General features: G+C 39.0%; 21 protein-coding genes. 15 read left to right on the top strand and 6 right to left on the bottom strand.

The genetic code is table 11. The features are described from left to right. Positions 1-38 precede the first annotated feature (38 nt). The 4 genes from tilS to lepA are packed head-to-tail and all read left to right on the top strand — an operon-like array spanning position 39 to position 7,003. Complete coding sequence (gene tilS, locus Q0H92_RS03235) at positions 39-1,403, top strand: tRNA lysidine(34) synthetase TilS (RefSeq protein ID WP_296011879.1); 1,365 nt, start codon at positions 39-41, stop codon at positions 1,401-1,403. Then, positions 1,400-3,517 (top strand): hypothetical protein, encoded by a 2,118-nt coding sequence (locus Q0H92_RS03240; protein ID WP_296011882.1) that lies wholly within the window; start codon positions 1,400-1,402, stop codon positions 3,515-3,517. Before tilS ends, Q0H92_RS03240 begins: the two co-directional genes overlap by 4 nt. Continuing rightward, the gene (locus tag Q0H92_RS03245; RefSeq protein WP_296011885.1) at positions 3,501-5,165 is read left to right on the top strand and encodes a S1C family serine protease; all 1,665 of its coding nucleotides are present in this window, start codon (positions 3,501-3,503) and stop codon (positions 5,163-5,165) included. Before Q0H92_RS03240 ends, Q0H92_RS03245 begins: the two co-directional genes overlap by 17 nt. A 32-nt stretch (positions 5,166-5,197) precedes the next feature. Then, positions 5,198-7,003 carry a translation elongation factor 4 gene (gene lepA, locus Q0H92_RS03250; RefSeq protein WP_296011887.1) on the top strand — a complete coding sequence of 602 codons (1,806 nt, stop codon included), beginning with the start codon at positions 5,198-5,200 and terminating at the stop codon, positions 7,001-7,003. A 3-nt stretch (positions 7,004-7,006) separates the two neighbouring features. On the opposite strand, the gene Q0H92_RS03255 is transcribed toward lepA, so the two are convergent. Then, positions 7,007-8,635 (bottom strand): 6-hydroxymethylpterin diphosphokinase MptE-like protein, encoded by a 1,629-nt coding sequence (locus tag Q0H92_RS03255; RefSeq protein ID WP_296011889.1) that lies wholly within the window; start codon positions 8,633-8,635, stop codon positions 7,007-7,009. A 1-nt stretch (position 8,636) separates the two neighbouring features. Continuing rightward, positions 8,637-10,154: a peptidylprolyl isomerase gene (locus Q0H92_RS03260; protein ID WP_296011890.1), complete on the bottom strand. Its 1,518-nt coding sequence runs from the start codon at positions 10,152-10,154 to the stop codon at positions 8,637-8,639. A gap of 151 nt (positions 10,155-10,305) precedes the next feature. Between Q0H92_RS03260 and Q0H92_RS03265 the strand changes: the two genes are divergently transcribed. Beyond that, entirely contained in the window at positions 10,306-11,019 is a 714-nt protein-coding gene (locus Q0H92_RS03265; protein ID WP_296011893.1) for an IMP cyclohydrolase, read from the top strand. Between the two features lie 8 nt (positions 11,020-11,027). On the opposite strand, the gene Q0H92_RS03270 is transcribed toward Q0H92_RS03265, so the two are convergent. From Q0H92_RS03270 to Q0H92_RS03285, 4 genes are all read right to left on the bottom strand, one after another. After that, entirely contained in the window at positions 11,028-11,327 is a 300-nt protein-coding gene (locus Q0H92_RS03270; RefSeq protein ID WP_276779177.1) for a Trp family transcriptional regulator, read from the bottom strand. Positions 11,328-11,543: 216 nt separating this feature from the next. Then, on the bottom strand, positions 11,544-12,548 hold the full coding sequence (locus Q0H92_RS03275) for a hypothetical protein (protein ID WP_296011900.1): 1,005 nt from the start codon (positions 12,546-12,548) through the stop codon (positions 11,544-11,546). 47 nt (positions 12,549-12,595) lie between these two features. After that, positions 12,596-13,483 carry a M23 family metallopeptidase gene (locus tag Q0H92_RS03280; RefSeq protein ID WP_296011902.1) on the bottom strand — a complete coding sequence of 296 codons (888 nt, stop codon included), beginning with the start codon at positions 13,481-13,483 and terminating at the stop codon, positions 12,596-12,598. Positions 13,484-13,543: 60 nt separating this feature from the next. Continuing rightward, the gene (locus Q0H92_RS03285) at positions 13,544-13,714 is read right to left on the bottom strand and encodes a 4Fe-4S binding protein (RefSeq protein WP_013701985.1); all 171 of its coding nucleotides are present in this window, start codon (positions 13,712-13,714) and stop codon (positions 13,544-13,546) included. Positions 13,715-13,912: 198 nt separating this feature from the next. On the opposite strand from Q0H92_RS03285, the gene Q0H92_RS03290 reads away from it, so the two are divergent. The 10 genes from Q0H92_RS03290 (at position 13,913) to Q0H92_RS03335 (ending at position 24,634) form a co-directional block, all read left to right on the top strand. Further along, entirely contained in the window at positions 13,913-14,887 is a 975-nt protein-coding gene (locus tag Q0H92_RS03290; protein ID WP_296011907.1) for an SUMF1/EgtB/PvdO family nonheme iron enzyme, read from the top strand. A 338-nt stretch (positions 14,888-15,225) separates the two neighbouring features. Then, entirely contained in the window at positions 15,226-16,503 is a 1,278-nt protein-coding gene (gene recA / locus Q0H92_RS03295) for a recombinase RecA (protein ID WP_296011910.1), read from the top strand. Between the two features lie 5 nt (positions 16,504-16,508). Further along, complete coding sequence (gene folK, locus Q0H92_RS03300) at positions 16,509-17,015, top strand: 2-amino-4-hydroxy-6-hydroxymethyldihydropteridine diphosphokinase (protein ID WP_296011913.1); 507 nt, start codon at positions 16,509-16,511, stop codon at positions 17,013-17,015. A 22-nt stretch (positions 17,016-17,037) separates the two neighbouring features. Further along, positions 17,038-17,793: a segregation/condensation protein A gene (locus Q0H92_RS03305; protein ID WP_296011916.1), complete on the top strand. Its 756-nt coding sequence runs from the start codon at positions 17,038-17,040 to the stop codon at positions 17,791-17,793. Next, positions 17,769-18,428: an SMC-Scp complex subunit ScpB gene (scpB, locus tag Q0H92_RS03310; protein WP_296011919.1), complete on the top strand. Its 660-nt coding sequence runs from the start codon at positions 17,769-17,771 to the stop codon at positions 18,426-18,428. The genes Q0H92_RS03305 and scpB overlap by 25 nt, the downstream gene beginning before the upstream one ends. A gap of 28 nt (positions 18,429-18,456) precedes the next feature. Next, on the top strand, positions 18,457-19,161 hold the full coding sequence (locus Q0H92_RS03315) for a pseudouridine synthase (protein WP_296012528.1): 705 nt from the start codon (positions 18,457-18,459) through the stop codon (positions 19,159-19,161). Positions 19,162-19,175: 14 nt separating this feature from the next. Beyond that, a complete protein-coding gene (rpsA, locus tag Q0H92_RS03320) occupies positions 19,176-21,521 on the top strand; it encodes a 30S ribosomal protein S1 (RefSeq protein WP_296011922.1) in 2,346 nt (781 codons plus the stop codon). 12 nt (positions 21,522-21,533) lie between these two features. Next, on the top strand, positions 21,534-23,081 hold the full coding sequence (locus Q0H92_RS03325) for a sigma-54-dependent Fis family transcriptional regulator (protein ID WP_296011926.1): 1,548 nt from the start codon (positions 21,534-21,536) through the stop codon (positions 23,079-23,081). A 61-nt stretch (positions 23,082-23,142) separates the two neighbouring features. After that, positions 23,143-23,817 carry a tetratricopeptide repeat protein gene (locus Q0H92_RS03330; RefSeq protein WP_296011928.1) on the top strand — a complete coding sequence of 225 codons (675 nt, stop codon included), beginning with the start codon at positions 23,143-23,145 and terminating at the stop codon, positions 23,815-23,817. A 79-nt stretch (positions 23,818-23,896) separates the two neighbouring features. Beyond that, positions 23,897-24,634, top strand: coding sequence for a hypothetical protein (locus tag Q0H92_RS03335; protein ID WP_296011930.1), 738 nt, complete (start codon positions 23,897-23,899; stop codon positions 24,632-24,634). Position 24,635: the final 1 nt, after the last annotated feature.

Genomic DNA, 24,635 nt, shown 5'->3' on the forward strand with positions numbered 1-24,635 from the left:
GTGTTTTTCAAAATGGAATTTTTTTAAGTTTGACGAATATGGAATTTATTTTGGATTTTCAAGCTAGAGTTTTGGAAAATTTAAATTTGTGTCTTTCCGAGCTAAATACAAATCTTGATTCTTGCAATTGCGCCGGAGTTGCGGTTTCTGGCGGTGCCGATTCAATTTCGCTTCTTGTTGCTTTTAAAAAAGTTTTAAACATTCAGCTTAAAGTCGTTACCGTGAACCACAACATCAGAAGCAGCGAGGAAAGTTCCGCCGACGCCGATTATGTTGAGTCCGTTTGCCGTTCCCTTGGCGTAAAATGCGTTCGTTATGATGTGGCTCCGGGCGAAATTTTTTCTCTTGCAAAAAAACTTAAAACTTCTGTTGAAGATGCTGCTAGAAAAATTCGGTATGAAAAATTTTCAGATTTTATAGAAAGCGAAGGAATTTCTTTTTTGTGCCTTGCCCACAATAAAAACGATCAGATTGAAACTCTTGCCATGCGCTTTTTGCAAGGCTCTCCAAATCTTTGCGGAATTCCAATGACGCGGGAAAAATTTATTCGTCCGCTTTTAAATATTTCCAGAAGTGAAATTGAAAAATATCTTCAGTTGCAAAAAATAAATTTTAGAACTGACTGCACGAATTTTGACAATCAGATTTTCAGAAATAGAATCCGAAACAAACTCGTTCCTTTTTTGGACAATGAATTTTCCGGCTGGCAAAGTGCAGTTTTTTCTTTGGCTGAAAAAAGCCGCGCGGAAAATGAAGCTCTTTCTTTTTTTGCTGAACAGGAGCTTTTGAAAATTGACTGCAAATTTGAAAATAAAAAGTTTTCATTTGATGCTGAAAAATTTTCTTTACTTCCGCTTGCGATAAAAATCAGAATAATTTTTAAAGGAATAGATTTTGTAAAAGCTTCCGAAAGAATTCCTTACGCCTTTGTATCCAGTTTGGCTTTTGGATGTTTTGAAAATGCCGGCTGTTCAGAATGCGGCGGACTTGAATTTTCATTTTGCAACGGAAGGTTTTTAATTCAAAAGAAACGAAAAGTAGCGACAGAAAGCGGTTTTTTTGTTATAATAGAAAAAAATGGAATTTATCAGGCTGGAGAAATTTCTTTTGAAGTTTTTTCGCATGATAATGAAATTTTTTTAAGAACTGATTCGTCTGAGATTTGCTTGAAAAATTTGAAGTTTCCGTTTGTATTCAGAAGCAGGCAGCCGGACGATTTTGTGAAAAATGCAGACGGTTCTTTTAGGCAGGTTTCAAAAATTTTGGATGACTGGAAAACTGGAAAATTGAGAGATTCAATTCCGTTGATTCAAAATATTTGTCCGGAAAAAAATAATTCCGCTCAGGAAATTTGCTGTGTGTGGGGAAGTCTTTTTGGCTTTAAAAACTGGATTGTAAAATGAAAATGCAACAGGATAAAAAATTGAAATCGCTGCATCTTTTAAAAAGAATTTTATTTGTTTTTGCCTTTTTGAATTTTTTTGGTTTTTCTTTTGCTGAAAATGAAAATTCAAAACTTGCAAATAAAAAAACTGCTTTGCGTTGTCTGGAAACTGCTTCAAATTATATTTTTGAAAAAAACTGGGAAGCTGCAAAAAGTCAGGCTTGCTTTGGAATTGCGTACGATGATTCAATTTCGGACTTGTGGTATTTGTATGCTGTTTCTGAAAATGCCTTGGGAAAAACAAAAGCTGCGGTTCTTCCGTTGATTGAAAAAGCGATAAAAAATGACAGTTGGTCAAATTACAACCGCGACAATGCGCGCCTTTTATATGCGGACATTCTTTGCGATACTGGAAAAATGTCCGAAGCGTTAAAAGTTTTGGACAGCCAGCCGTTTTTGTATTCTTCTGATTCTGAATTGATTAGAATAAAATGCCTTTACAGATTGAAAGATTCTGCTTCTGTTTCTAAGGCTCGGAATAAAATTGACGGCGCAAGAAGAATTTATCCTTCTGACACAAGATTTCCGCTTGTGTTTTTTAAAAATGAAAATCCAAACGATTCAGATTCGACTGTAAAAAGGCTTGCCTCATTTTTTGTTTCACAGCTGGATTTTTATTTGCAGCGTGAACCTGAAAATTCAGAGCTTGAAATTTATTCCGCTTTGTTTTCTTCCGGCGAAAATAAAAATAGAATTTTAAAATCTTTCAATGCAAAAGGATTTAAAAATCCGCTTTATGCAAAAGAAGCTTTGAATGAAAATCTTATTGGCGAGCAGGAAGCAGTTGATTACATTTTTGACTTTGCAGATGAAAAAATTGACTATGAGATTTTTAAGGATTTTATTTTGCGGCTTTCTGAAAATGATTCTTGCGATAATGTAAAGCAGCGTCTCGAAGCTTTTTCTGGCTCATTTTCTTTTGACACTGATAAAGACGGAATTGAAAATTTAATTGTAAAATTTTCACGTGGGCGGTCGCAGGAAATTTCATTTGATAAAAATCAGGATGGCGAGCTTGAATGGAATGTTTTGTGCGATTTTGGAACTCCAGTTTCTGGATATTGCAAAGAAATGAAAATGAATTTTTCTTGGACAAATTTTCCGTATTTAAATTATGCGGAATTTCTTCAGGAAAAAATTCCTGTTGAAAAATTTAATTTTGTTCCAGAGACATTGAAGTGGACTCCAGTTTTGATTGAGCGTGATTCTGAAATTTCAGAAAAGCTTGGCTTTGACTTTTTTATTCCGACTGTAAAAAATGATGAGAAAAAATTAAATGTTGCGGAGCTTCTTGATTCTGCGTCTGATTTTGAAATTGCAACTTCTTCAAATGAAAAAATTCGGTTTGTTCTTTTAAATGGAAATATTCAGCAGGCGTTGTATTATTCAGCTGACGGAACGCTTTATGCTCAGGCGCACTTTGAAAATAATATTCCGGTTTTAAGAACTGTTGATTTTGATAAAGACGGAATTTTTGAAGCCACAGAATTTTATTCAGTTGATTCAGATAAAAAAATGAATTTCCATTCGCTTGAAGATGAGCGGCAGATTGTAAAAAATCTTTTTGGGCTTCCGTCTGAAAACGCAGAATTTTATCTTAGAATGATTCAGATTGACAGAGACAAAGATACGGTTCCTGATTTTACTGAAGAATATTTGGAGAACAACGGAAAAATTTCTTCTTGGGACACAGACGGAGATGGAAAATGGAATGTCCGCCATATTGTTTATCCAGACGGAATTTCTGAAGAGTCAATGTTCTACACGGTTCCAGAAAAAAATCTTGTTGTTGTAAGATTTGAAAATAATATTCCGCAAAAAGTAACGAATGGAAAAGAAGAATTTTTTGTTTATAAAGATGCTGATTCAAATTTTTACTGGCTCGTGAAAAATAATTCTTTCAGTCCTGAAAAATATTCTGCGCTGGCAAAAAATGCAAAATCGGAGCTTGACAAAAAAAATGTTCAAGGCTTTTCTATGATTACTGTTGAAAATGAAACGCAGTCGGTGCTTTGTATCCGCATTGAAAAATTTGACTTTGGAATTTTAGTAGAAAATGAAAATAAAAATTAAAAAATTTTTCAGCTTATTTTTTGTGATTGGTTGCGTTCTGCTTGTTTTTTCTTGCGGAACAATAAAAGGCGGCAGTGAAATTTTTGTTCCTGTTGATTACAGTGAAGAACGCGCAGTTGACATTGAAATCGAGCTTATTGAAAAACTTTCAAAAGAAAATGAAATAAAATCTTTGTGGCGCGCAAAACTTTTGTATGATAAAATTTCTTTAAATGAAAAATGCAAGCAGATTTTTGAGCAGACAACTAAAATTTGCGCGGAATCTTGCATTCGTGCTATAGATGAAGAAAAATATTTTGATGCGCTTGGATATTATTTGTCTTTGGAAGCGGCAGGATATTCCGAGCTTGATTCAATTCCAAAATCAAAAGCTGAACTGCAAACTTTGTCTTACAAAAATGTTCCGGGCGGTTCAGTTCCTTCAGTTTCAAATGCAAACGTTTCCGACATGATAAAAGGCACGGTAACTGTTTTTGTTGACAAGGGAATAAAAATTCAGCGCGGAATTGGCTATGCGGATGCTGTTTTGGGAAGCGGATTTTTTATTTCAAAAGACGGATACATTGTAACAAATCATCATGTTATTGAAGATATGGTTGACAAAAAATATGAAGGATTTTCAAGGCTCTATATAAAACTTGCGGAAGATCCAGACACAAGAATTCCTGCGAAAGTTGTTGGATATGACAAGACTTTGGATTTGGCTCTTTTAAAAACTGAAATCGATGCGCCTTACGTTTTTGCGCTTGGTTCTAGTAGCGACCTTTCAGTGGGCGATAAAGTTTATGCGATTGGCTCTCCGTTGGGACTTGAAAAAACTTTGACAAGCGGAATCATTTCTTCAACAGACAGGCAGCTTTTTTCGGCTGGAACTGTTTTTCAAGTTGATGCGGCTATTAACAGCGGAAATTCCGGCGGACCTTTGATTGATGAAAAGGGCAGAGTGCAGGCTGTTGTTTTTGCCGGAGTTCAGAATTTTCAAGGACTTAATTTTGCAATTCCAGTTGAGTATTTAAAAAATGAGCTTCCGTTTTTATTTAATGGAGGAGAGCGCGAGCATCCTTGGGTTGCTTCTTACGGAAAGACAAAACGGCTTCCTGGTTCGGGTGCAAAAAATGAAGGCGTTACAATTTTTTATGTTTTGCCGGGCGGAAGCGCAGATCGCGCAGGAATAAAAGAAGATGATGTTGTGATTTCCGTTAATGGCGAAAAAATAAATTCGCTTGCGGATTTGCAGATTGCGTTTATGAAGCAGCCTTCTGGAATTATAACGAAGCTTGGAATTTTATCTTCGGACGGAACTGAATCTGAAAAAATTGTTTACCTTGAAAAACGTCCGTCATCTCCGGGCTATGAATTTTTTAAGCATGATTCGCTTGAAAACTCTTTTTACCCGATGTTCGGAATGAAGATGGTAAGAGTTTCGCCTTCAAACAAAAAAAAGTATTCTATTGTAAAAATTATAAAGGGCTCTGTTGCTGATGAAACTGGATTCAGCGAAAATGATCCTATTGAGCTTCTTGGAATTGATTTCAGCCCGGAAAAAGAAGCCGCATACATAAAGCTTTACGCAAAAAAAAGAAAGAACGGCTATCTTGATGTGAGCCTCGGATTTTCAGCAGGATTGGACAGCCCGTATTATTTTTAAACTAAACTGAAAAAATAAAAAAAGGAATAAAAATGACAGAATTAAAGTATAAACGGAACTTTTGTATTACAGCGCACATTGATCATGGAAAATCAACTTTGGCAGATAGGCTTATTCAAAAAGCAAAAATTGTTGACGACCGCCAAATGAAAAATCAGATTCTTGACAACATGGATATTGAACGCGAGCGCGGAATTACAATAAAAAGCCAGGCCGTTACAATTCCGTACAAGGCAAAAGACGGACATGACTACGAGCTGAATTTTGTTGACACGCCGGGACACGTTGACTTTAGCTATGAAGTAAGCCGTGCGATTGCATCTTGTGAGGGCGCATTGCTTCTTATTGATGCAACTCAAGGCGTTGAAAGCCAGACAGTTAGCAACCTTTATATGGCGATGGAGCACGACCTGACGATTGTTCCTGTCATAAATAAAATCGATCTTGCAAGCGCGGATGTTGAATCTGTAAAAAAACAAATCGACCATGATTTAGGACTTGAATCTTCTGAAGCTCAGCTTGTCAGCGCAAAAACGGGAGAAGGAATTGACGACTTGCTTGAAGCCATTGTTACAAAGTTTCCGCCGCCAAAAGGTGATGTGAATGCGCCGCTTCAGGCTTTGATTTTCGACTGCCATTATGATGAGTACCGCGGTGTTATCGTGCATTTGAGAGTAATGGAAGGCCGTGTAAAAACTGGCGACATAATCCGCTTTATGAGCAACAACACTGATTACAAAGTAGAGCAGGTTGGAGTTTTCAAAATCAAATATGAAGAAACTGGAGTCCTTGAAGCTGGAGACGTTGGCTACATTATTGCCGGAATAAAAACTGTAAGCGATGTAAGCGTTGGCGACACTGTAACTCTTGCTTCAAAACCTGCCGCTTCCCCTTTGCCGGGATTCAAGGAAGTAAAGCCAGTTGTGTTCTCTTCGATTTACCCGATTGACTCAAATGATTACGAAGAACTCAAAGAGGCAATGGAAAAACTTAAGCTTAACGACGCTTCGCTTATTTATGAAAAGGACAATTCCCTTGCGCTTGGAAACGGCTTTAGATGCGGCTTTTTGGGATTGCTTCACTTGGAAATAATTCAGGAACGCCTTGAGCGGGATTTTGACCAGATTGTAATTTTTACTGCTCCAAGTGTAAAGTACAAAGTAAAGATTCCCGGCCACGAAGAAATTTTTGTAGACAATCCTGCTGACTATCCTGAAGGAAAAATCGAGTCGTCGCAAGAACCGTACATAAAAGCTTCAATAATAACTCCTGCCGAATATCTTGGCTCTATTATGGAACTTTGCCGTCTAAAGCGCGGAACGCAAAAAAATATGCAGTACCTTGACGAAAAGCGTGTTGAGCTTACTTATGAAATGCCGCTTTCCGAAGTTCTTTTTGACTTTTATGACAAGCTGAAATCTTACAGCCGCGGATATGCAAGCTTTGACTATGAAGTTATTGACTACCGTCCGACTGACTTGATAAAAATTGATATTCTAATAAATTCAAAGCCTGTTGACGCATTGGCTCAGCTTTGCTACAGACCGAGTGCTGTTGAGCGCGCAAAAGTTGTCTGTGAACGCTTAAAAGGAGAAATCGCTCGCCAGCAGTTCAAGGTTGCAATTCAAGGCGCAATCGGAAGCCAGATAATTGCAAGAGAAACTGTAAATCCTGTTAGAAAAGACGTTCTTGCAAAATGCTACGGCGGAGACGTAACTAGAAAACGCAAGCTTCTTGAAAAGCAAAAAGCCGGAAAAAAGAGAATGCTTATGGCCGGAAACGTGGAGCTTCCGCAGAGCGCATTCCTTGCTGTCTTAAAGGAAAAAGAAGACTCTTAAAAATTAAAGCGGCTTGTTTTCCCTCATGGCGATTTCAAGCTGCTTTATAAAAAAATCTGTTTCTGCCCTGATTCTTTTTAGAAACGACTGCTCCATTTTGAATGCGTAGCCATCTGGAAAATGCAAAAAAAGATATTCCCGTTCTTCTACAATTTTTTTTATCTGCTCGCTAAGAGAAATTTCTTCAGGCAAGTTGTTTCTAAAAGGAGACTTTTCTCCATCTGAAAGCAGGCTTCTAAGTTCTTCAAGTTTTCTTTTTTCCTTTTCACAGAAATTAAAAATATTTTTATGCGATTCGCATTTTGCTTTTTGCAGATTTCCTTTTGTTGTAAAAAGTTTGCTTTGAGGTATTCCAAGATTTATTCCTGTGCTTGAGCAGTCAAAAAGATTTTTTTCATTTTTAAACATCAACTTGAACTGCTGAGCGTACTGCAAAAGAATTTTTGTGCTGCATATTTTTTTTCCGTTTTTTGAAATGACAGTTTGCGCTGCCATGGAAAAAGATGCATCGTAGTTTTCAATAGGCAAAAGCCTGCTGGAATTTATAAGGTGTTGCTTTAAAGCCATAGTGCCTTTTGCGTGCGTTGTTCCTATGCTGTAGCTAAAATCCAAGCCTGCAACAAAAACTGGAACAGAAGAACTGCTTCTGAGCTTTAGCGCAATGTATGTTGCCGCAAGCCCAACAGAGCCCATCGGCTCAATAAAATTTTTAATGACATTTTCTTTCTTTAGATTATCAAAAAAAATTCCATCCGCATATTTTGTCGCAAACCAGATTATATTTCCGCCAAGAATTTTTGTGGCTTCTGGCCTTGCGCACAAATCTGCAAACAAAAGAATTTTTTTGTTTTTTGCACCTAAAAACGTTTTTTCAATTGCAAGCTGGCTTTCCATTGTAACAACTGCGTCCGGCGTTATGTTTCTTGCTAGCAGCGGAGATAAAGCAGCGTCAACTGCGATTATAAAAAAGTCGTTTGGAGAAAAACTTGAATACGGTAAAGTGTCCAGTCCTTCGCCTGCGCCCAAAACTAGCAACGGTTTTGAAACTGTTTTTGCAACATCTTCCAATGTTTTTGAATATTCAAGACGTGCAATGTTCCTTAAAAAGTTCTTGGAAAAAAGACGACCGAATTTTACAAGTGTGATTCTGTTTTTCCAGAATGTAGCGATTATTTCGCTTATTGCGTTGACTGTAAAATCAAACTTTTCTTTTGAAAAACTTACTCCCGCGCTAAAGTCGATTTTCAATGTGCGCTTTATGCTTCCGGCTTTGCAAATGTTTCTTACAAATAAATCTATTTTTTCGCCTTCATTTAACTTGAACAACGGAATGTCTGCGCTATTGTTTTGCATTGCAAGTTCAAAAAGATTCTCGTCATTTTCCAGCGCGATGATTTCACAATTTTCCGGCAGCAGTGATTTTAATTTTTCAATTCCGTACCAAAGAAGGGGAGAGCAGATTACAACAAGTGTTCCGCTTAAAAACTGCATTTTGTCTATGTTAGCTTCAATTGCCTTTGCAGGATTGTACTTTGAATATAAAAAGCGGCCTTTGTATTCTACTGTCTTTAAAACAGAAAAGCCCTGACCGGCACTTACCAGACGGGGCTTCTCCTGAACTGATTCGTTCAATTTATTTCCTGTTTTTGTTTTCGCTCATAAGCGTAATGTAAGTTGCAAAGAAATTGTCTACAACTTTTGGATTTGCAAAAAGAGCTGAATTTGCTGTGTTCAAGTCTGCGTTGCGGATTTCTGTTTCGCTTGCATCTTCCACTTCTTCAGTCTGAATACCTGTGCATTTAAGAACAAGAACATTTGAACCAAGAATAAACGGCGAGCTGATTTCATCCTGCTTTAAAGAAAATGCTGTCTTGTACGCAGCTTCATTTGAAGCGATTCTTGCGAGCGGTCCAGTTTCAGAAACAGAAGAATAAATGCTTGAGCTTCCATAGTTTACAGGAAAAGGCTGAACTTCTGTTTTTTCCACATTGAACTTTTTGCACGCGCTGTCAAAACTTGAAATGGCGGCTTCTGAAACAAAGTTTTCCGCAATCTCAAGAAAGTAGTTTTCAATGTAGCTTTTTTCATTTGAGTTTATGTAGCCAAGAACTGCATCCTGAACCGCGCTGTCTTCAAAGTTTGCCGCCGCTACAGAACCGTCGCACTTGAAAATTGAATATCCGCGTTTTGTTTTTATAACTGCGCTGATTTCATCTTTCTGAAGTTTTTCAAGCTCTGCAAGTGAATCCGCATTGTCAAGCATATTTTCAATTTGATAGCGGTATGCGCCGGCATTTTTTCCTTCCGCATCAGAATAATATTTCTGGGACTTTTCGCTTGCGGCATCTGCAAATGTAATTTCGTTTCCGTTTATCTGCTTCAAAAGAGCCTTTGCTTCCTGCTCATCGTCAACAGTAATTACAGAAAGGTCGTATTTGATGAATTTCTCAGCATTTTCTTTTCCGAATTTTACAGCTTCTTCTTTTGGAAAATTTGAAGTGCTGAATGCAACTGCGTCAAATGAATGTTTTTCCGCTCCCATTGAAGCAAGAAATTTCTTTTCCGCGCCGCTTCTTTTAAGTCCGTACAATTCAGTTCCGTTGAAAGAAACTTCGTTGTCAGTTCCGAACAAATCGTAGAAATAGCGTCTGTAAACAAGGCTTTCTTCGATGTCCTTTCTTAGTTTTTCAAGATCAACTGCGCTCGCCTGATTGTAAGCTTTCTGTGAGAATTTTCCTGTTGAAGGATCTGTGAATCTTTCAATTACGGCTCTGTTTACAGCTTCTTTTGGAACTATGTAGCCTGATTTTTTTACTGAATCAGTGAACGCCATGTTGATTACAGTCTGATAAAAAGCTTCTCTCATAATGCGGTAGTAGGAATTTTCATCAACTTTGTATCCGCCAGCCTGATATGACTGCGCAAGATTTGAAACTGTAATAAAGAACTTTGAACCCGGCTCGTAAGTTATGTTTTTTCCGTTGTAAGAACCGTAAGAGCTTACCTTCTGCTTGTTAAAAATTGACTGAAAAACTGCGCTTGCTCCAAAGGGAAGAAATACCAGCGCCGAAATTACAAGTATGATTACAGCTCCGATTTTTGAACTGTCTTTTTTTGTTTTCTGTTCAGTGATTTTGTTTTCTTGATCCATAAGAAGATTCATCCTTTTTATATATAAATAGAAGTGAAACTATTTTATCATTGTAAAATGCAAGTGTCAATGTAGAAACTTTTCTGCGCATTTTGTCTTTCAATACACAAAGTTTCAGTTTCATGCTATACTAAATTCATTCGGAGGAATTATGATTCAAAAAACATTGAAAGAGGCTCTTTCTAAAAACGAATATCCAGGACGCGGAATTATTGTAGGAAAATCCGCAGACGGAAATTATGCGGTTTCTGCATATTGGATTATGGGGAGAAGCGAAAACAGCCGCAATAGAATTTTTGTGGAAGACGGAAACGGAATCCGCACGCAGGCATTTGACCCTTCAAAACTTACAGACCCAAGCCTTATAATTTATGCGCCTGTAAAAGTTCTTGGCTCAAAGACAATTGTAACAAACGGCGACCAGACAGACACAGTTTACGACGGACTTAAAAACGGACTTAGCTTTGAAAAATCCTTGCAGTCAAGAAAGTTTGAGCCTGATTCTCCGAATTTTACACCACGCATTTCAGCCTTGCTTGAAGTTGAAAACGGCAGTTTTAATTTTTCAATGTCGATTTTAAAAAGCGACTGCGGAAACGAATCTTCTGTAAACAGATACACTTTTGACTTTGAAAATCCGCGCGCAGGAATCGGCCGCTACATTCACACTTATATGCAGAACGGAAATCCTCTTCCTAGCTTTGAAGGCGAGCCTGAGATTTTGGAGCTGGACGGAACTTCTATAGAAGAAACTGCAAATTCAATTTGGGAAAACTTGAACGAAGACAACAAAGTTTCGCTTTTTGTGCGCTTTATTGAAATTGCGACAGGAAAAGTTCAGACAAAAATTATAAACAAAAACTAAGATAAATATTATTTCAGCGATTTCAAGAGGGCAAGAACTTTTTGGAACGCTGAATTTTCCTTTTTCATTTCTCTGGAACCTCTCGTGATGTTGCACAAAGACAAATTGTATTTTTTTGCAATTTCGCGCTGGGTTGTTCCTTCGTCAAGTTCCTTTACAAGGCTCCATCTCTTGGAAAAATCCTTCAATTCAGACTTTGTAAAAAGACAGCCGAAAAAATCAAATATAAGATTTTCGTCCTGAATTTTTGAAAGAAGCATACATATTTCTTTAATCTGATCGTTCTGGCTGTTTTTTGTTTCTGGCATTTTTACCTCTAAAAGAATGATAATCCAATTGCATTAAAAAAGCAAACTGTCTTTAAAATAAAAAGACCGGCTTTTACACCGGCCATGCCTTTTGGCATCCAGGCTCCAATGGGTGGGAGGGGATAAATTGAACACCTGGTAATTTATATATCGGAGCGCATTCCGTTTTTCTTGAATTGTTTTTTTACTGTTTAAATATTTGTTGAATTTGCGGCTTTATTCGTCTGTTTCTTCAATATTTGCGTCAATGTTTACAGAAATGTTGTAGCTTCGTCCGTCCAATGCGGAAACTGTCTTTGTTATTTCGTAGTCGCCCACAATGAATTTTACGGTGTGGTCGCCGCACGTTGTGTAGAACTGTTCTACTGGAGCTGTGTATTCGTCATTGTCGAATGTTATTTTTGTGCCTTCAGGCGCAATGAGTCTGATTATCGGCTTTATTTCCCTAAGCGAAATTTCAATATTTGAAGTCTTTGCCTGCTCAACGCTCACTGTTCGCACTTCATTGCGGTAAAAGTCGCTTACAATGTTTACGTTATGGCTTCCTGCTGGAACAAGAATGTCTTTTTTTCCAAGCTCCGACTGCTTTCCGTCAACAAAAACAGTGAATTCTTTTGCTTCTTCGTTTTCTGGAGAATTTATGGCAAGCGAAATTTTTCCTTCATTTGAAAGAATCGGATATGCGCACACGCTGAATTTTGACTTTGAAATGGAATCGCTTGAGCCTTTCATCGCAAGCTGAAGCCTGAAGAACAAAAATCCGTCGGCATTTGCAGGAATCATCTGCGCCGTGTACGAATATGCGTCGCTTTTTATTGAACTGTTTTTATTGGTTGGAACTTTTATATTAAAACTTAAACTTTCGCCGAACGTTCCGACTTCCGCCCTTGTTCCGTTGTAGTCAATCAGCTTGGCGTCTGGAGCTGGAGAAATTCCTGAATACAAAGACCAGGCAACGGAATCCCGCCACTCAGCGACTATTTTTGGAACTTTTATTGAAATTTCAATTCCTTCTATAAAGGTTTTGTCTTCCGGAAGTTTTATTACAACCGCATCGTTTACGCCGGCTTCAACTGATTTTTTTTCAAAAAGTGAATCGATTGCAATTAAATTTGTCTTGCGCACACGGAAAGGCTCGGCGTTTAGCAGAAAAATTCCGCAGAAAGCCAAAAGCATCAAAGAGAAAACTTTTTTGTTTTTTCTGCCAATGCAAGATTTCATGTTGATATTATAATCTTAAATCTTCTATATTTCTAGTGTAATTTCTTTTATTTTAAGTATTTTCCGGGATTTAATGAAGAGCCGTTCTGCTTTATTTCAAAGTGAAGGTGCGGACCTGTTGAAAGTCCTGTTGTTCCGACTTTGCCGATTTTCTGCCCTGTTGAAACTGCTTCTCCTTCTTCAACTAGGATTTCTGAAAGATGTGCATAGGTGCTTTCCATTCCGCCTGCGTGGGAAATTATGATATAGTTTCCGTAGATTCTGTTTCCTCTTTCCACGGATTTTACAGTTCCAGTCTTGCAGGCAAATACAGTTGTTCCCGCCGGAGCTGCAAGGTCAATTCCTTTGTGAAACTGCCATCTGCCTGTTATGGGGCTTTGTCTTTTTCCGTAGTCGGAAGTCAAAATGCTTTTTTCTAGCGGCATGGACATTCCGGGATTTAAAAAATACGCCCGTTCAGCTGGACTGAATCTTTCTCCGGGAATAAAATAGAAAATTCTTGAGTTTATTTTGTACTGCTCAAAAGCTCCCTGCGAAATTTTTTCTTTATGCTCGTTTGCAAGTAGAAATTCAATGGAAGTGGCAGGAGATTCCGGGATAAAAAGTCCGTTCGCGGAAGGAAGAGTTATTGTTTTGCCTTCAAGAAGCTCGCCGCTGTTTTCTATGGAATTTGCGGTTGACAAAGTTTCCTGCCAGATGCTGCACCTTGCCGCCACGGTAAAAATTGTGTCGCCTTTTTTTGCTTTGTATGAATAGAAAGTCGGAACGCTTGTGTTTGACTTGAAAAAATCTTTCTGGCATTGCTGGACTTCCTGCTGGTACTGGGAAAAAAGAAAGTCGCGCGATTCCAAGGACGGAATTTGCGGAAAACTTTGCGCCCATACACAAAAAAGTGAAAAAAATGTTCCTGCGATAAAAAAAAGTTTTTTCTTCATAAAAAAAGCTGCTCAAGAAAATATTCCTGAACAGCCTTGTTCTTTAACAGCTTGTGGCTGTTACTCTTCTGAGATTGCTCCAACTGGACATACAGAAGCGCATGATCCGCAGCTTACGCAGTTGTCAGCATTAATCTGACGCTTGTCGTTTACTTCGCTGATTGCTTCTGAAGGGCATTCGCCTTCGCATGCTCCGCAGTTGATGCAGTCCGATGAAATTTTGTAAGCCATAAAATACCTCGGTTTGTGTGTGTGGAAAACTTCTATTAATACAGAAATCTTCTAAAAAAATAATACTTGAAATTTTCTAAAAAGGCAAGTTTTGTTTTTTTTATTCAAAAATTTTCAAAAGTACTTGACAAATCCCGGGGGGGGTACAATAAGCGTTGCTGAATTTTTTTCAGCGGAATCCATTTTAAGGGTAAGCCTATGAAAAAGATTACTAAGATTTTGTCTATACTTGCGGTTTTTGCTTTGGCATTTTCGTTTGCAGGATGCAGCAGTGGAGATAATGACAGCAGTTCAGATGATGTAACAATTAGCGGTTCAGGTTCGGGAGGAACTTCAAGCAGGATACCAGAAGACTTTGTGAAAATTCCTGCTGTGTCAATTACAGGAACAGAAACTTGGACTCCAGAATCAGAAGTGTTTATAAGCGGACGTAAACTTGAAATTTCTTCATTCTATATGAGCGATCATGAGATAACAAGGGCTGAATACAAGTCAATTGTTGGACAAATCTATCCTAATTATGTAATTATGTTCGATAAGGACGGTAACGAGCTTGCAGACAATGAAGCAGGAAACAACCCTGTAACTATCAACTGGTACGATGCTATTGTCTATTGCAATAAACGTTCAATAAAAGAAAATTTAACGCCTTGCTATACGATAAGTGGTTCAAAAAATCCTAGTGATTGGGGAAATGTGCCGACTTCAAACGATAGCACCTGGGCTGCTGTAACATGCGATTTTACTGCGAACGGCTACCGCCTTCCGACCGAAGCAGAATGGGAATGGGCAGCTCGCGGAGGTGAAAGCTACAAATATGCCGGCGGTGATACTATTAATGATGTTGCATGGTGTACAGGAAATACTTACGGAACAAGAGATGTAAAAACAAAGAAAGCCAACGGCTATGGACTTTATGATATGACAGGAAATGTTAATGAATGGTGCTGGGACTTCCATGATTATACTATATCAATTGATACTCCTGCCACAGGTAAATCGTCCGGTTTTATTCCTGGCACTGTTCCTATGCGTTGTCTTCGTGGTGGCGGCTGGCATGAAGCAATAGACAGTTTCTATTATATTTATGATCGGCAACGTTACTATCCGTATTATCGTGATGAGACTGACAATGCTGACTACGGTTTCCGCGTTGTTCGTACTGCAAAATAGCATTCTGCATCATGCCCTTGCGTGTGCACTTCAAATAGTCTAACATATTATTGGTACCACCACCTGACAAATGCTTGCAAGACCTCCTTGTGTGTTCATGTCAGGCGTCATTGCAAAGGATTTTTGTCAGACCCCCTAACAAAAGTCCTTTGTCTTTTTTCTCCCACTTTAAAACTATTTTTTTTTATGGTATATTTTCAAGGAATTTTTTAAATTCAGTGCATAAAATTAAAAAAAATGTATATAAAGTTATAAAATCTTAAATAGAAAGTTTTGAACTTTTGTTTCCGCTGCTTTCTGTTTAAGATTTTATTCCTGCTGTTATATTGGAGAAAAAAATGGCTAAGACAGAAGAAAAGTTTCCGGTTGAAATGTCGGAAAAACTAAAGGCCTTGGAAGCTGCAAGGCTTCAGATTGAAAAGCAGTTTGGAACAGGCTCTTTGATGAAGCTTGGAACAAAAACAGACACTGCTTCTATTGACGTTGTTCCTTCAGGCTCAATCTTGCTTGACGAAGCTCTTGGAATCGGAGGCTATCCGCGTGGACGTGTAATTGAAATGTACGGTCCTGAAAGTTCTGGAAAAACTACTCTTGCGCTTCATGCTGTTGCTGAGGCTCAAAAACTTGGCGGAATTGCGGCTTTTATTGACGCTGAGCACGCTTTAGACCCTGTTTATGCCAAAAATCTTGGTGTGAACATTGACGAGCTTTGGGTGAGCCAGCCGGATACAGGTGAGCAGGCTCTTGAAATTTGCGAAAACCTTGTGCGTTCTGGCGCAGTTGACATAATTGTTGTGGATTCAGTTGCCGCCCTTACTCCTCAAAAAGAAATTGAAGGCGAGATGGGAGATTCCGTCATGGGGCTTCAGGCTCGTCTTATGAGCCAGGCTCTTAGAAAACTTACCGCTATTGTCGGAAAGAGCAAGTGCATTGTGGTCTTTATAAACCAGATTCGCATGAAAATTGGCGTTATGTTTGGAAACCCTGAAACTACAACAGGCGGAAATGCGCTGAAATTCTATTCTTCCATTCGTCTTGAAATCCGCAGAATTGAATCAATTGACGGCAAGGGCGAAGAAGATGCTGTAGGAAACCGCGTGCGTGTAAAAATTGTAAAGAACAAAGTTGCGCCGCCTTTCCGCAAAGTTGAGCTTGATATTTACTTCGGAAAAGGAATTTCTTCTGCCGCATCTATTTTGGACTCTTCTGTAAAGCACGGGCTTATAGACAAGCGCGGTGCCTGGTACACAAAAGGAGACGAAAAAGTCGGTCAGGGAAAGGAAAACGCGGTTGCTTATATAGAAAATAATCCGGCATTTAAAATGGAGCTTGAAAATACTCTGCGTGAAAAGATTTTCCCCGGACAGGTTTTACGCACCAAAGAAGGCGAAGTTGTAACAAAAGAGCAGATTCTTCAGTACGAAAAGGAAATGCGGGCAAAAGGCGTTGGGACTGGCTCTATTGCTGAATCTCCTGCAAAAGAAGAAAAATCAGCTGAAAAAGCTCCTGTTGCTCCTGCCACAGAAGAAAAGCCTGCGAAAACGACAAAGTCAAAGGCAGCAAGCCTTGCAAAAGCCGCTTCGGAAGACAAGCCTGTTCCAGACGAGCTTTTCTAGGTTTTATGGAACGTGTTGTTTTGGGGCTTGGCTCTAATAAAAGTTTCGGGGCGTTTTCTTCCTTTGAGCTTTTAAAAAGAGCCTGCTCTTGCCTTGCAGATTTTATACATGAGCTTAAAGTTTCTTCTATATATAGAACTGCGGCTATGTATGTCTGCGAGCAAGATGATTTTTATAATATGGTTGCCGTTGGAAATTTCAGCGGAACTCCTGATTCTCTTCTTGAAAAAATCCATTCAATTGAACAGAAATTCGGACGCGACAGAAGCCTTGAATTTAGAAACGGCCCGCGCTCCTTGGACATTGACATAGAACTTTTTGGAAATCAAACTGTAAAAAAAGAAAATCTTGTGATTCCGCATGAGCGTCTTTTAGAAAGAGCGTTTGTTCTTGCGCCTTTTCTTGAAGTTTTGCAAAAAAATGCCGATGTTAATAAAGCGGACATAGAATTCTACGGAAAAAAACTGGAGCTTTTAAAGGATCAGCGGGTAGAAATGTATTGTCCGTTTTAAAAATATTGCTTCGGAGCGCAAAATGGAACAAGAACGGACAGTTTGCCATAGAAAATTCATGGCAGGAACATTTGAAGGACCTCTTGACCTTTTATGGAGCCTTATCCGCGAAAATAAAATAAATATCTATGACATTCCGATTGCGGAAATTACAGAGCAGTTTCAGGACTACCTTGACTATGCTGTGGAGCTTGACTTGCAGGATTTGAGCGAATTCTATCTTTGGGCTGCAAAGCTTGCGTGCATAAAGAGCCGCCTTCTTCTGCCTGTTGAAGTCCGCTACGATGACGATGAAAGCATGGAAGATCCACGTGAAGAGCTTGTTGAGCAGCTTATTGAATATCAGCGTTTTAAAAAGCTTTCTGTTTTAATGGAAGAGCAGGAAGAGCAGAGCGAATGGAGTTTTGAACGTAAGAAAATAGAAAGAACGCTTCCGTTTGACGAAGATGATTCCCAGTGGAAAAAAATGGACACTTGGGCTTTGCTTCAGGATATGCAGAAGATTTTTAGGAATCTTACAAATGTGAATCCGGACGAGCGTCTTTTGAACATGGGCGAGGATATTGTTCCGAATGAAAAAATCGCCTTGATAAACGAGCTTCTGGAAAAGAAAAGTGAATGTATGTTTACAGACTTGATAACCAGAAAAGGCAACGAACTTGACGTGATTTGCGCTTTTATGGCGATTCTTGAAGCGGTAAAATTGAATTTAGTTGAAATATATCAAAATAAAATGTTTGGAGATATAAAAATATGCAGGAAGCAGAAAGCGGCATGATTTCAGAGGAAAAAAAAGAAGTAAATGAAAATATAGAGGCTTCAGAAGATACTTTGGATGAAGCTGAAAACGACCTTGAAAAACGCCGAGCAGAGTTAAATCTTGATACAGAAACTGCGCTTTTGGAAACTGTTCTTTTTCTGGAAAGCGAGCCTCAGAGTGTTGAAAATCTTTCAAAGATAACAAAAATGGCTCCTAATGTAATTGAAGAATGCATTGAGCGTTTAAAAGAAAAATATTCAAATGCGGATTCAGGAATTGAGCTTTCTATGATTATCGGAGGCTGGACTCTTACGCCAAAAAGAGAATGCTTTGACTTTGTGAAAGAGCGGTATGGAAAAAAGAATGAAGGCAGATTGAGCCGCGCCGCTATTGAAACTTTGTCGATAATTGCTTACAGTCAGCCTATAACGCGAGCGGAAATCGAAAGCATCCGCCATGTAAATGTTGACAACATGATGCGTGTTTTGCTTGACAGAAAATTTATAAAGGAAGTCGGAAAAAAAGATATTCCCGGAAAACCTGTCATGTACGGCACAACAAAAGAGTTCCTTGAATTCTTCCATTTGCAGAGCATTGCCGATTTGCCGCAACTTGACGAAAAAGAAAGCGAGAGGTTCGAACTTGCCCGTTAATAATTCAAAAGATAGAAAAGAAGACGTTATGCGCCTTCAGCAGTACATGGCGAAATGCGGTGTTGCAAGCCGCCGTGCCAGCGAAGTGATTATCTGCGCCGGACGTGTTACCGTAAATGGAACTGTCGTAACAGAGCTTGGAACTAAAGTCAGCGCGCAAGACAAAGTCTGTGTAGATGAAAAAGAAATCCATCTTGAAGAAAAAAAGCGTTATGTTCTTTTAAATAAGCCTTCTGGATATGTTTGTTCCGCAAGCGATGAAAAAGGCCGTCCTGTTGCTGCTGATTTGCTTAAAGAAGCTTATTCGGAGCGTCTTTACAATGTGGGCAGGCTTGATATGTTTTCAAGCGGTCTTATCATTTTTACAAATGACGGAGACTTTGCCGCGAAACTTTCCCATCCTTCCGCGGAACTTGAAAAAGAATACATTGTAGACACAAGCCTTCCTATGCCGCGTTTCCTTGCAGATGATTTTATGGACGGAATCAGAATCGACGGAGTTTTCTACCGCTGCAAAGATGCCCGCGAGCTAAATTCGCATAGAATGAGAATTGTTCTTGTTGAAGGAAAAAACCGCGAAATCCGCCGTGTGTTTGAAAAATATGAAGTTGGAATAAAAAGCCTTATGCGCATAAGAATTGGCTGCGTTGGAGTCGGAGAACTTCAGTTTGGACAGTTCAGGGATTTGACTCAAGACGAAGTTAAAGCCCTTCTTAGACTTTGCAAAAATTAAAAAAAGAGGTTGTTATGGTTGTTGCTATAGACGGTCCTGCAGGAACAGGAAAAAGCACAGTTGCTGGAAAAGTTGCAAAAGACTTGAATCTTACATATTTGAACAGCGGAAGTTTTTACCGCGCGCTTACACTTGCTTTGCTTGATTCCGGGATAAATCTTGACGATGAAAAATCCGTGGTTGACTTTGCAAAAAAACAGAAGCTTGACTATGTGAATGCAAGGCTGATTCTGAACGGAAAAGACGTTGACGATTTGCTTCATCAGGACAAGGTTGACGCGAATGTTTCAAAAGTTTCTTCTTTTGTTGAGCTTCGGCATTTTGTAAATTCAAGAATGAGGCAGATTGTAAAAAGTCTTAGCATAATTTGCGAGGGCAGGGACATGACAACTGTTGTGTTTCCCGACGCGGAATTCAAGTTTTACCTTGATGCCAGCATTGATGTTCAGGCAAAGAGGCGTTTTGATCAGAGAGTCAGCGGACTTTCACTTGAAGAAATAAAAGCCGCCATAATCAAGCGTGATGAAATGGACAGAAACAAAGCTGAAGGCTCGCTAAAAAAAGCAAAAGACGCATTCTATATTGACACTTCTGACTTGACCATAAATGATGTTTGTGCGATAATTGAAAGCAAAATAAAATCAAAAGGGTTTGCTATGGAAAAGGAAGTGGAAAAGAATGGTGCCCAGGGCTCCGACAACATTTACACACAATTAGAAGCATCTATTAATAACATGGAGCCGGTTGAAGACGGTGCCAATGTAAAGGCTACTGTTGTTCAAGTTACAGATGATATTGTATTCGTTGACGTAAACTGCAAGTCAGAAGGAAAAATTCCTGTATCTGAATTTGCTGGCAATCTTCCAAAAGAGGGAGATGTAATTACAGTATATCTCGTAAGCCAGTTTGGAAAAAACGGTCCTGTTGTTTCAAAGCAGAAGGCCGATGAAAAACGCCTTTGGGAAGAACTCAAAGTTGCTGCTGAACAGAAAACTCCTGTAGAAGGTGTTATTTCTTCTGTTACAAAAGGCGGATATATGGTTAATCTTGGCGGTGGAATTTCAGCATTCCTTCCAATCAGCCAGGCAGATGCTCAGAAAGTTGAAAAAGAAGACAAGCTTATCGGCGTAAAGTCTAAGTTCTATGTTGAGCGTCTTTATAGCAACGGCAAGCGCAATGTTGTTGTAAACCGCCGCAAATATCTTGAAGAGCAGATTAACGAAAACCGCGATAAATTCTTTGAGACTGTAAAGATTGGCGACACTGTAAAAGGTGTTGTAAAGTCATTCACAAGTTTCGGCGCGTTTATTGATCTTGGTGGATTTGACGGTCTTCTTCATATCAATGACATGAGCTGGGGACACGTAACTCGTCCAAAGGATTTTGTAAAAAAAGGCCAGGAAATTGAACTTAAGGTTATCCGCCTTGATCCGGAGGGAAAGAGAATCAACCTTTCTCTTAAGCATTTTACAGAAGATCCGTGGGTTCACTTTGAAGAAAAGTACCATGTAAATGATATTGTAAAGGGAAAAGTTACAAAAGTTCCTGATTTCGGCGCATTCATTGAGCTTGAAGAGGGAATTGAAGGTCTTGCCCATATTTCTGAATTCAGCTGGACAAAGAAAATCAACAAACCGTCTGACATGGTAAAAGAAGGCGATGAAGTTGAATGCATGATTCTTGGCTATGACATTCAGGGCGGACGCGTTTCTCTTGGTCTTAAGCAAGTTACAGAAAATCCTTGGGATTCAATTGCTGACAAATATCCTGTTGGAACAAAGGTTTCTGGAAAAGTTGTAAAGATTGCAAACAGCGGTGCATTTGTTCAGCTTGAAGAAGGCATTGATGCTTTCCTTGCTGGCGAAGATCTTTCTTGGACAAAGAAAATCAAGCATCCTGGAAGCGAAATCAAAGTTGACCAGCCTTTGGATGTTGTTGTTTTGGACTGCGATCCGGAAAACCACAGGATTCGTGTTGGTGTAAAGCAGCTTACAGACAATCCTTGGAAGGCTTTTGCTGAGGAATATAGAGTTGGCGGAACTCTTGAGGGCGAAGTTACTTCTATCAATGACTTTGGAATCTTTGTAAAAGCTCCTAATGGAATTGAAGGTCTTGTTAATAAAGCAAACCTTAGCGATGACCGTGATGTTCCGTTTGAGGAAGCTGTAAAGAAATACAATGTTGGCGATAAAGTTAACGTTTATGTTGTTTCAATTGATGTGGACAAAGAGCGCGTTGCTTTCTCTGTAAAAGAATACAAGAGAGCTCAGGATCGTGCTGAAATTTCACAGTATATGTCTTCTAGCAATGATGACAGAGCTTACACAATTGGCGACAGCGTAAAGAGCCACGCAGAGTAAAAAACAAAATCAATGAGTGGAAACAGTTTGATTTCTTTAGACAGGCTAAAGTCACTCATTGAAATCAATACACGCATAAATTTAAATTATGCAGATCCAGATACATTGCTGGTTTCAATTTTGGAATCAGCAATGCTTATGGTCAAATGTGAAGCCGCATCTCTTCTTCTTGTGCGGAAAGAAATCAATTCACTGGAATTTTATATCAGTCTTGGTCCTAAAAATTCCGAAGTTAAAAAAATCCTTGTTGAAAAAGAATCAATCGCTGGCTGGGTTGCGGAAAATTGCCAGTCGGTCATTATCAACGATGTAAACAGTGATCCGCGTTTTAATTCCACAGTTCAAAACACAACAAAATATGTTACAAGAAACATGATTGCTTTTCCTATGAGCGTGAAAGGTGATTGCGTTGGTGTTATTGAGCTGATTAATAAGGAAAATAACGGCGACTTCACTGCTGACGACCTTGAAATTCTTGAGCTTTTGGGTGAACAGGCGGCTGTTGCTTACCAAAATGCCTTACGCTACAGGAAAAATAAAGTTCAGCTTAATGCGCTTCAGTATGTAGTTGACGCCGGCAAAGATTACCATCCTTTTATTGCGCGAAATCCTCTTGTTCTTTCGTTAATTGAAAACATAAAGCGTGCTTCTGCGATTAATTCTTCTGTCTTGATTACCGGTGAAAGCGGAGTCGGCAAGGAGCTTTTTGCAGAGCAGATTCATCTTTTGAGCAACAGAAAAAACAAGCCGTTTGTCCGCGTGAGCTGCGCTTCATTAAGTCCGTCTTTGCTTGAGTCTGAATTCTTTGGACACGTGAAAGGCGCTTTTACCGATGCTGTTTCCGCAAGAAAAGGCCGGTTTGAAATGGCTGACGGCGGAACAATTTTTCTTGATGAGATTGGCGAGCTGCCTTTTGATTTGCAGGCTAAGCTTTTGCGTGTGATTCAGGAAAAAAAGTTTGAGCGTGTTGGCTCTTGCGACACGATTTCAGTTGATGTAAGAATCATTGCTGCAACAAACCGCGACTTGGAAGCAATGATAAAGGAAGGAACTTTTAGAAGCGACTTGTATTTTAGGCTGAATGTTCTTCCGATTGCAGTTCCGCCTTTGAGAGAACGCAGAGATGAGCTTGAAGATTTATGCGAATTCTTTTTGAATAAATTCAAGGCTGAAATACACAAGGAATTTCTTGGTTTTTCAGAAGCCGCAAAAAAAGCGATTTATTCTTATATGTGGCCGGGAAATATCCGCGAGCTAGAAAATACAATTGAGCGGGCCTGCATAATCGGGAATCCGCCTTTTATTCAGCTGAATGATTTGAGGCTTCCTGTGGATTCTGAAAATTTGCAGGAAAACACTGAAATTAAAAACTGCGCAGAAGAACTTTCGCTTATGAAAGACCGCAGTTTAAAGAACGCGCTTTCGGAATTTAAAAAACAATATGTTGAGCGAATTCTAAGGGAAACGAATTGGAATCAGACTGCCGCCGCAAAAATTCTTGATATTCAGCGCACTTATGTTTCAAAGCTTATTTCTGAGCTGAATATCCGCAGGACTTGATTTTCAGGTTTTGACAAAAAAAATGATATTCTATATAATAAAAAAATATTCGGAGTAAAAAATGTCTAAGGAAAAAAAAGCTACTGCAAATGTAAAAATTGAAGATTTCATTATTAAAAATAGAAAAATATTTCTTTGCGGTGTGGCTGTTTTAGTTGTTGCTGCTGTAGTTGTTTGCGCTGTGTTTGCAATTTCTGATTCAAATAAGAAAAAGGATCTTGCTGCTATTGATTCAATTGAATATTCTTATGTTTCAAAGTCCGGCGGAATTGAAGACGATGAAATTGCTTCTCGTCAGGCAAAAGCAGAAGAAGCTCTTGCTCCTTATCTTTCAAAAAAGAATGTTGCCGGCGTTCGTGCCAATATGCTTTACGCTGACATTGCCTTTGCAAAGAAAGATTTTTCAAAAGCTCTTGACTGTTATCTAAAGGCTGCGAATGCTTCTAAAAAGGCTTATACTTATGCAGAATGCATGTACAATGCAGGTGTTTGCGCAGAGGAGCTTTCCAAAAATGATGATGCTGTGGCTTATTATAAGGCTGCCGCAGATGACAAGGATTTTTACCTTGCTTCCCATGCGCTTTTTAATGCCGCAAGAGTTTCAGAACTTTCAGGAAATTATTCTAACGCCGCAGAGCTTTATCAAAAAACTGTTGATTCTTACAGTGGATATGAATGGGCAAACCTTTCTGAAAGCCGCCTTATTGATTTAAAGGCAAAAGGAAAAATTGACTAAAAATCATTATTCTTATAAAGAAAAAACTGGCGGTGTTTGTTTTGCAAAAAAATTAAAGACCGCCTTTTTTTTATTTGCCATGCTTTTTTTTGCCAGTTGCGGGCTTGATACTTTTTATTACCTTGAACCGCCAAAAACTGACGGACACACAACAAAATATACAAGCACTGATAGACCTCAGCTTTATTTTTCTTTTTTAACTAATGAAGAGGGCGACAATTCTGATTACGGCTCGTCCGATTTTTCTTTTCTTGGAACTGAAGTTTATTACAAAATTTATAATAACTATTCTGCAATGGTCAGCGCGCAAAGTTCTATTGATTCGCTGAACTCAAGCAGCGATGTTTCGGCGGCGGCAACAAATATTATAAATTCAAGAAATTACAAGACGCTTTTGTTTTCTTCCTATAACCAAACTCCTTTGATTCCAGAAAAAAATGATGACCGCTATGTTTATATCCGCCTGAATAGCATTAAATGGTCAGCTGAATATTCTGCCGTTGTCTGCTACGGAACTTCTGCAATGGAAAGCTATGTTTCTGGCTCAACCGGCGTAACTTTGATTGGAAAGCCTTTGCGCAATGTGAGTTCCGGCTCAGGCTACGGATTTGACTTCAAGAAAACTGACAATGATAATCCGCTTCCGGTTTCAAGTGATGAAGATGTAAGCTGGTCAAGTTCCAGTTCCGAAGATGGCGTCTGGTATGTTGATATGTGGGCAGTTTCCGTAGGGCGGGATTCAAGCTATTCTCCGTCCTATAGCAAATTGCTTCACCTTGGCTCGATTTCAATAAGAGAAGAGTGGTACGATAACTAAG

Source organism: uncultured Treponema sp. (assembly GCF_934725225.1).
Lineage (GTDB): Bacteria > Spirochaetota > Spirochaetia > Treponematales > Treponemataceae > Treponema_D.

Excerpts from the sequence above, each read along its gene's own strand:
- tilS (WP_296011879.1), top strand. The coding sequence starts at position 39 with ATGGAATTTATTTTGGATTTTCAAGCTAGAGTTTTGGAAAATTTAAAT.
- Q0H92_RS03240 (WP_296011882.1), top strand. The coding sequence starts at position 1,400 with ATGAAAATGCAACAGGATAAAAAATTGAAATCGCTGCATCTTTTAAAA.
- Q0H92_RS03245 (WP_296011885.1), top strand. The coding sequence starts at position 3,501 with ATGAAAATAAAAATTAAAAAATTTTTCAGCTTATTTTTTGTGATTGGT.
- lepA (WP_296011887.1), top strand. The coding sequence starts at position 5,198 with ATGACAGAATTAAAGTATAAACGGAACTTTTGTATTACAGCGCACATT.
- Q0H92_RS03260 (WP_296011890.1), bottom strand. The coding sequence starts at position 10,154 with ATGGATCAAGAAAACAAAATCACTGAACAGAAAACAAAAAAAGACAGT.
- Q0H92_RS03265 (WP_296011893.1), top strand. The coding sequence starts at position 10,306 with ATGATTCAAAAAACATTGAAAGAGGCTCTTTCTAAAAACGAATATCCA.
- Q0H92_RS03270 (WP_276779177.1), bottom strand. The coding sequence starts at position 11,327 with ATGCCAGAAACAAAAAACAGCCAGAACGATCAGATTAAAGAAATATGT.
- Q0H92_RS03275 (WP_296011900.1), bottom strand. The coding sequence starts at position 12,548 with ATGAAATCTTGCATTGGCAGAAAAAACAAAAAAGTTTTCTCTTTGATG.
- Q0H92_RS03280 (WP_296011902.1), bottom strand. The coding sequence starts at position 13,483 with ATGAAGAAAAAACTTTTTTTTATCGCAGGAACATTTTTTTCACTTTTT.
- Q0H92_RS03285 (WP_013701985.1), bottom strand. The coding sequence starts at position 13,714 with ATGGCTTACAAAATTTCATCGGACTGCATCAACTGCGGAGCATGCGAA.
- Q0H92_RS03290 (WP_296011907.1), top strand. The coding sequence starts at position 13,913 with ATGAAAAAGATTACTAAGATTTTGTCTATACTTGCGGTTTTTGCTTTG.
- recA (WP_296011910.1), top strand. The coding sequence starts at position 15,226 with ATGGCTAAGACAGAAGAAAAGTTTCCGGTTGAAATGTCGGAAAAACTA.
- folK (WP_296011913.1), top strand. The coding sequence starts at position 16,509 with ATGGAACGTGTTGTTTTGGGGCTTGGCTCTAATAAAAGTTTCGGGGCG.
- Q0H92_RS03305 (WP_296011916.1), top strand. The coding sequence starts at position 17,038 with ATGGAACAAGAACGGACAGTTTGCCATAGAAAATTCATGGCAGGAACA.
- scpB (WP_296011919.1), top strand. The coding sequence starts at position 17,769 with ATGCAGGAAGCAGAAAGCGGCATGATTTCAGAGGAAAAAAAAGAAGTA.
- Q0H92_RS03315 (WP_296012528.1), top strand. The coding sequence starts at position 18,457 with ATGCGCCTTCAGCAGTACATGGCGAAATGCGGTGTTGCAAGCCGCCGT.
- rpsA (WP_296011922.1), top strand. The coding sequence starts at position 19,176 with ATGGTTGTTGCTATAGACGGTCCTGCAGGAACAGGAAAAAGCACAGTT.
- Q0H92_RS03325 (WP_296011926.1), top strand. The coding sequence starts at position 21,534 with ATGAGTGGAAACAGTTTGATTTCTTTAGACAGGCTAAAGTCACTCATT.
- Q0H92_RS03330 (WP_296011928.1), top strand. The coding sequence starts at position 23,143 with ATGTCTAAGGAAAAAAAAGCTACTGCAAATGTAAAAATTGAAGATTTC.
- Q0H92_RS03335 (WP_296011930.1), top strand. The coding sequence starts at position 23,897 with ATGCTTTTTTTTGCCAGTTGCGGGCTTGATACTTTTTATTACCTTGAA.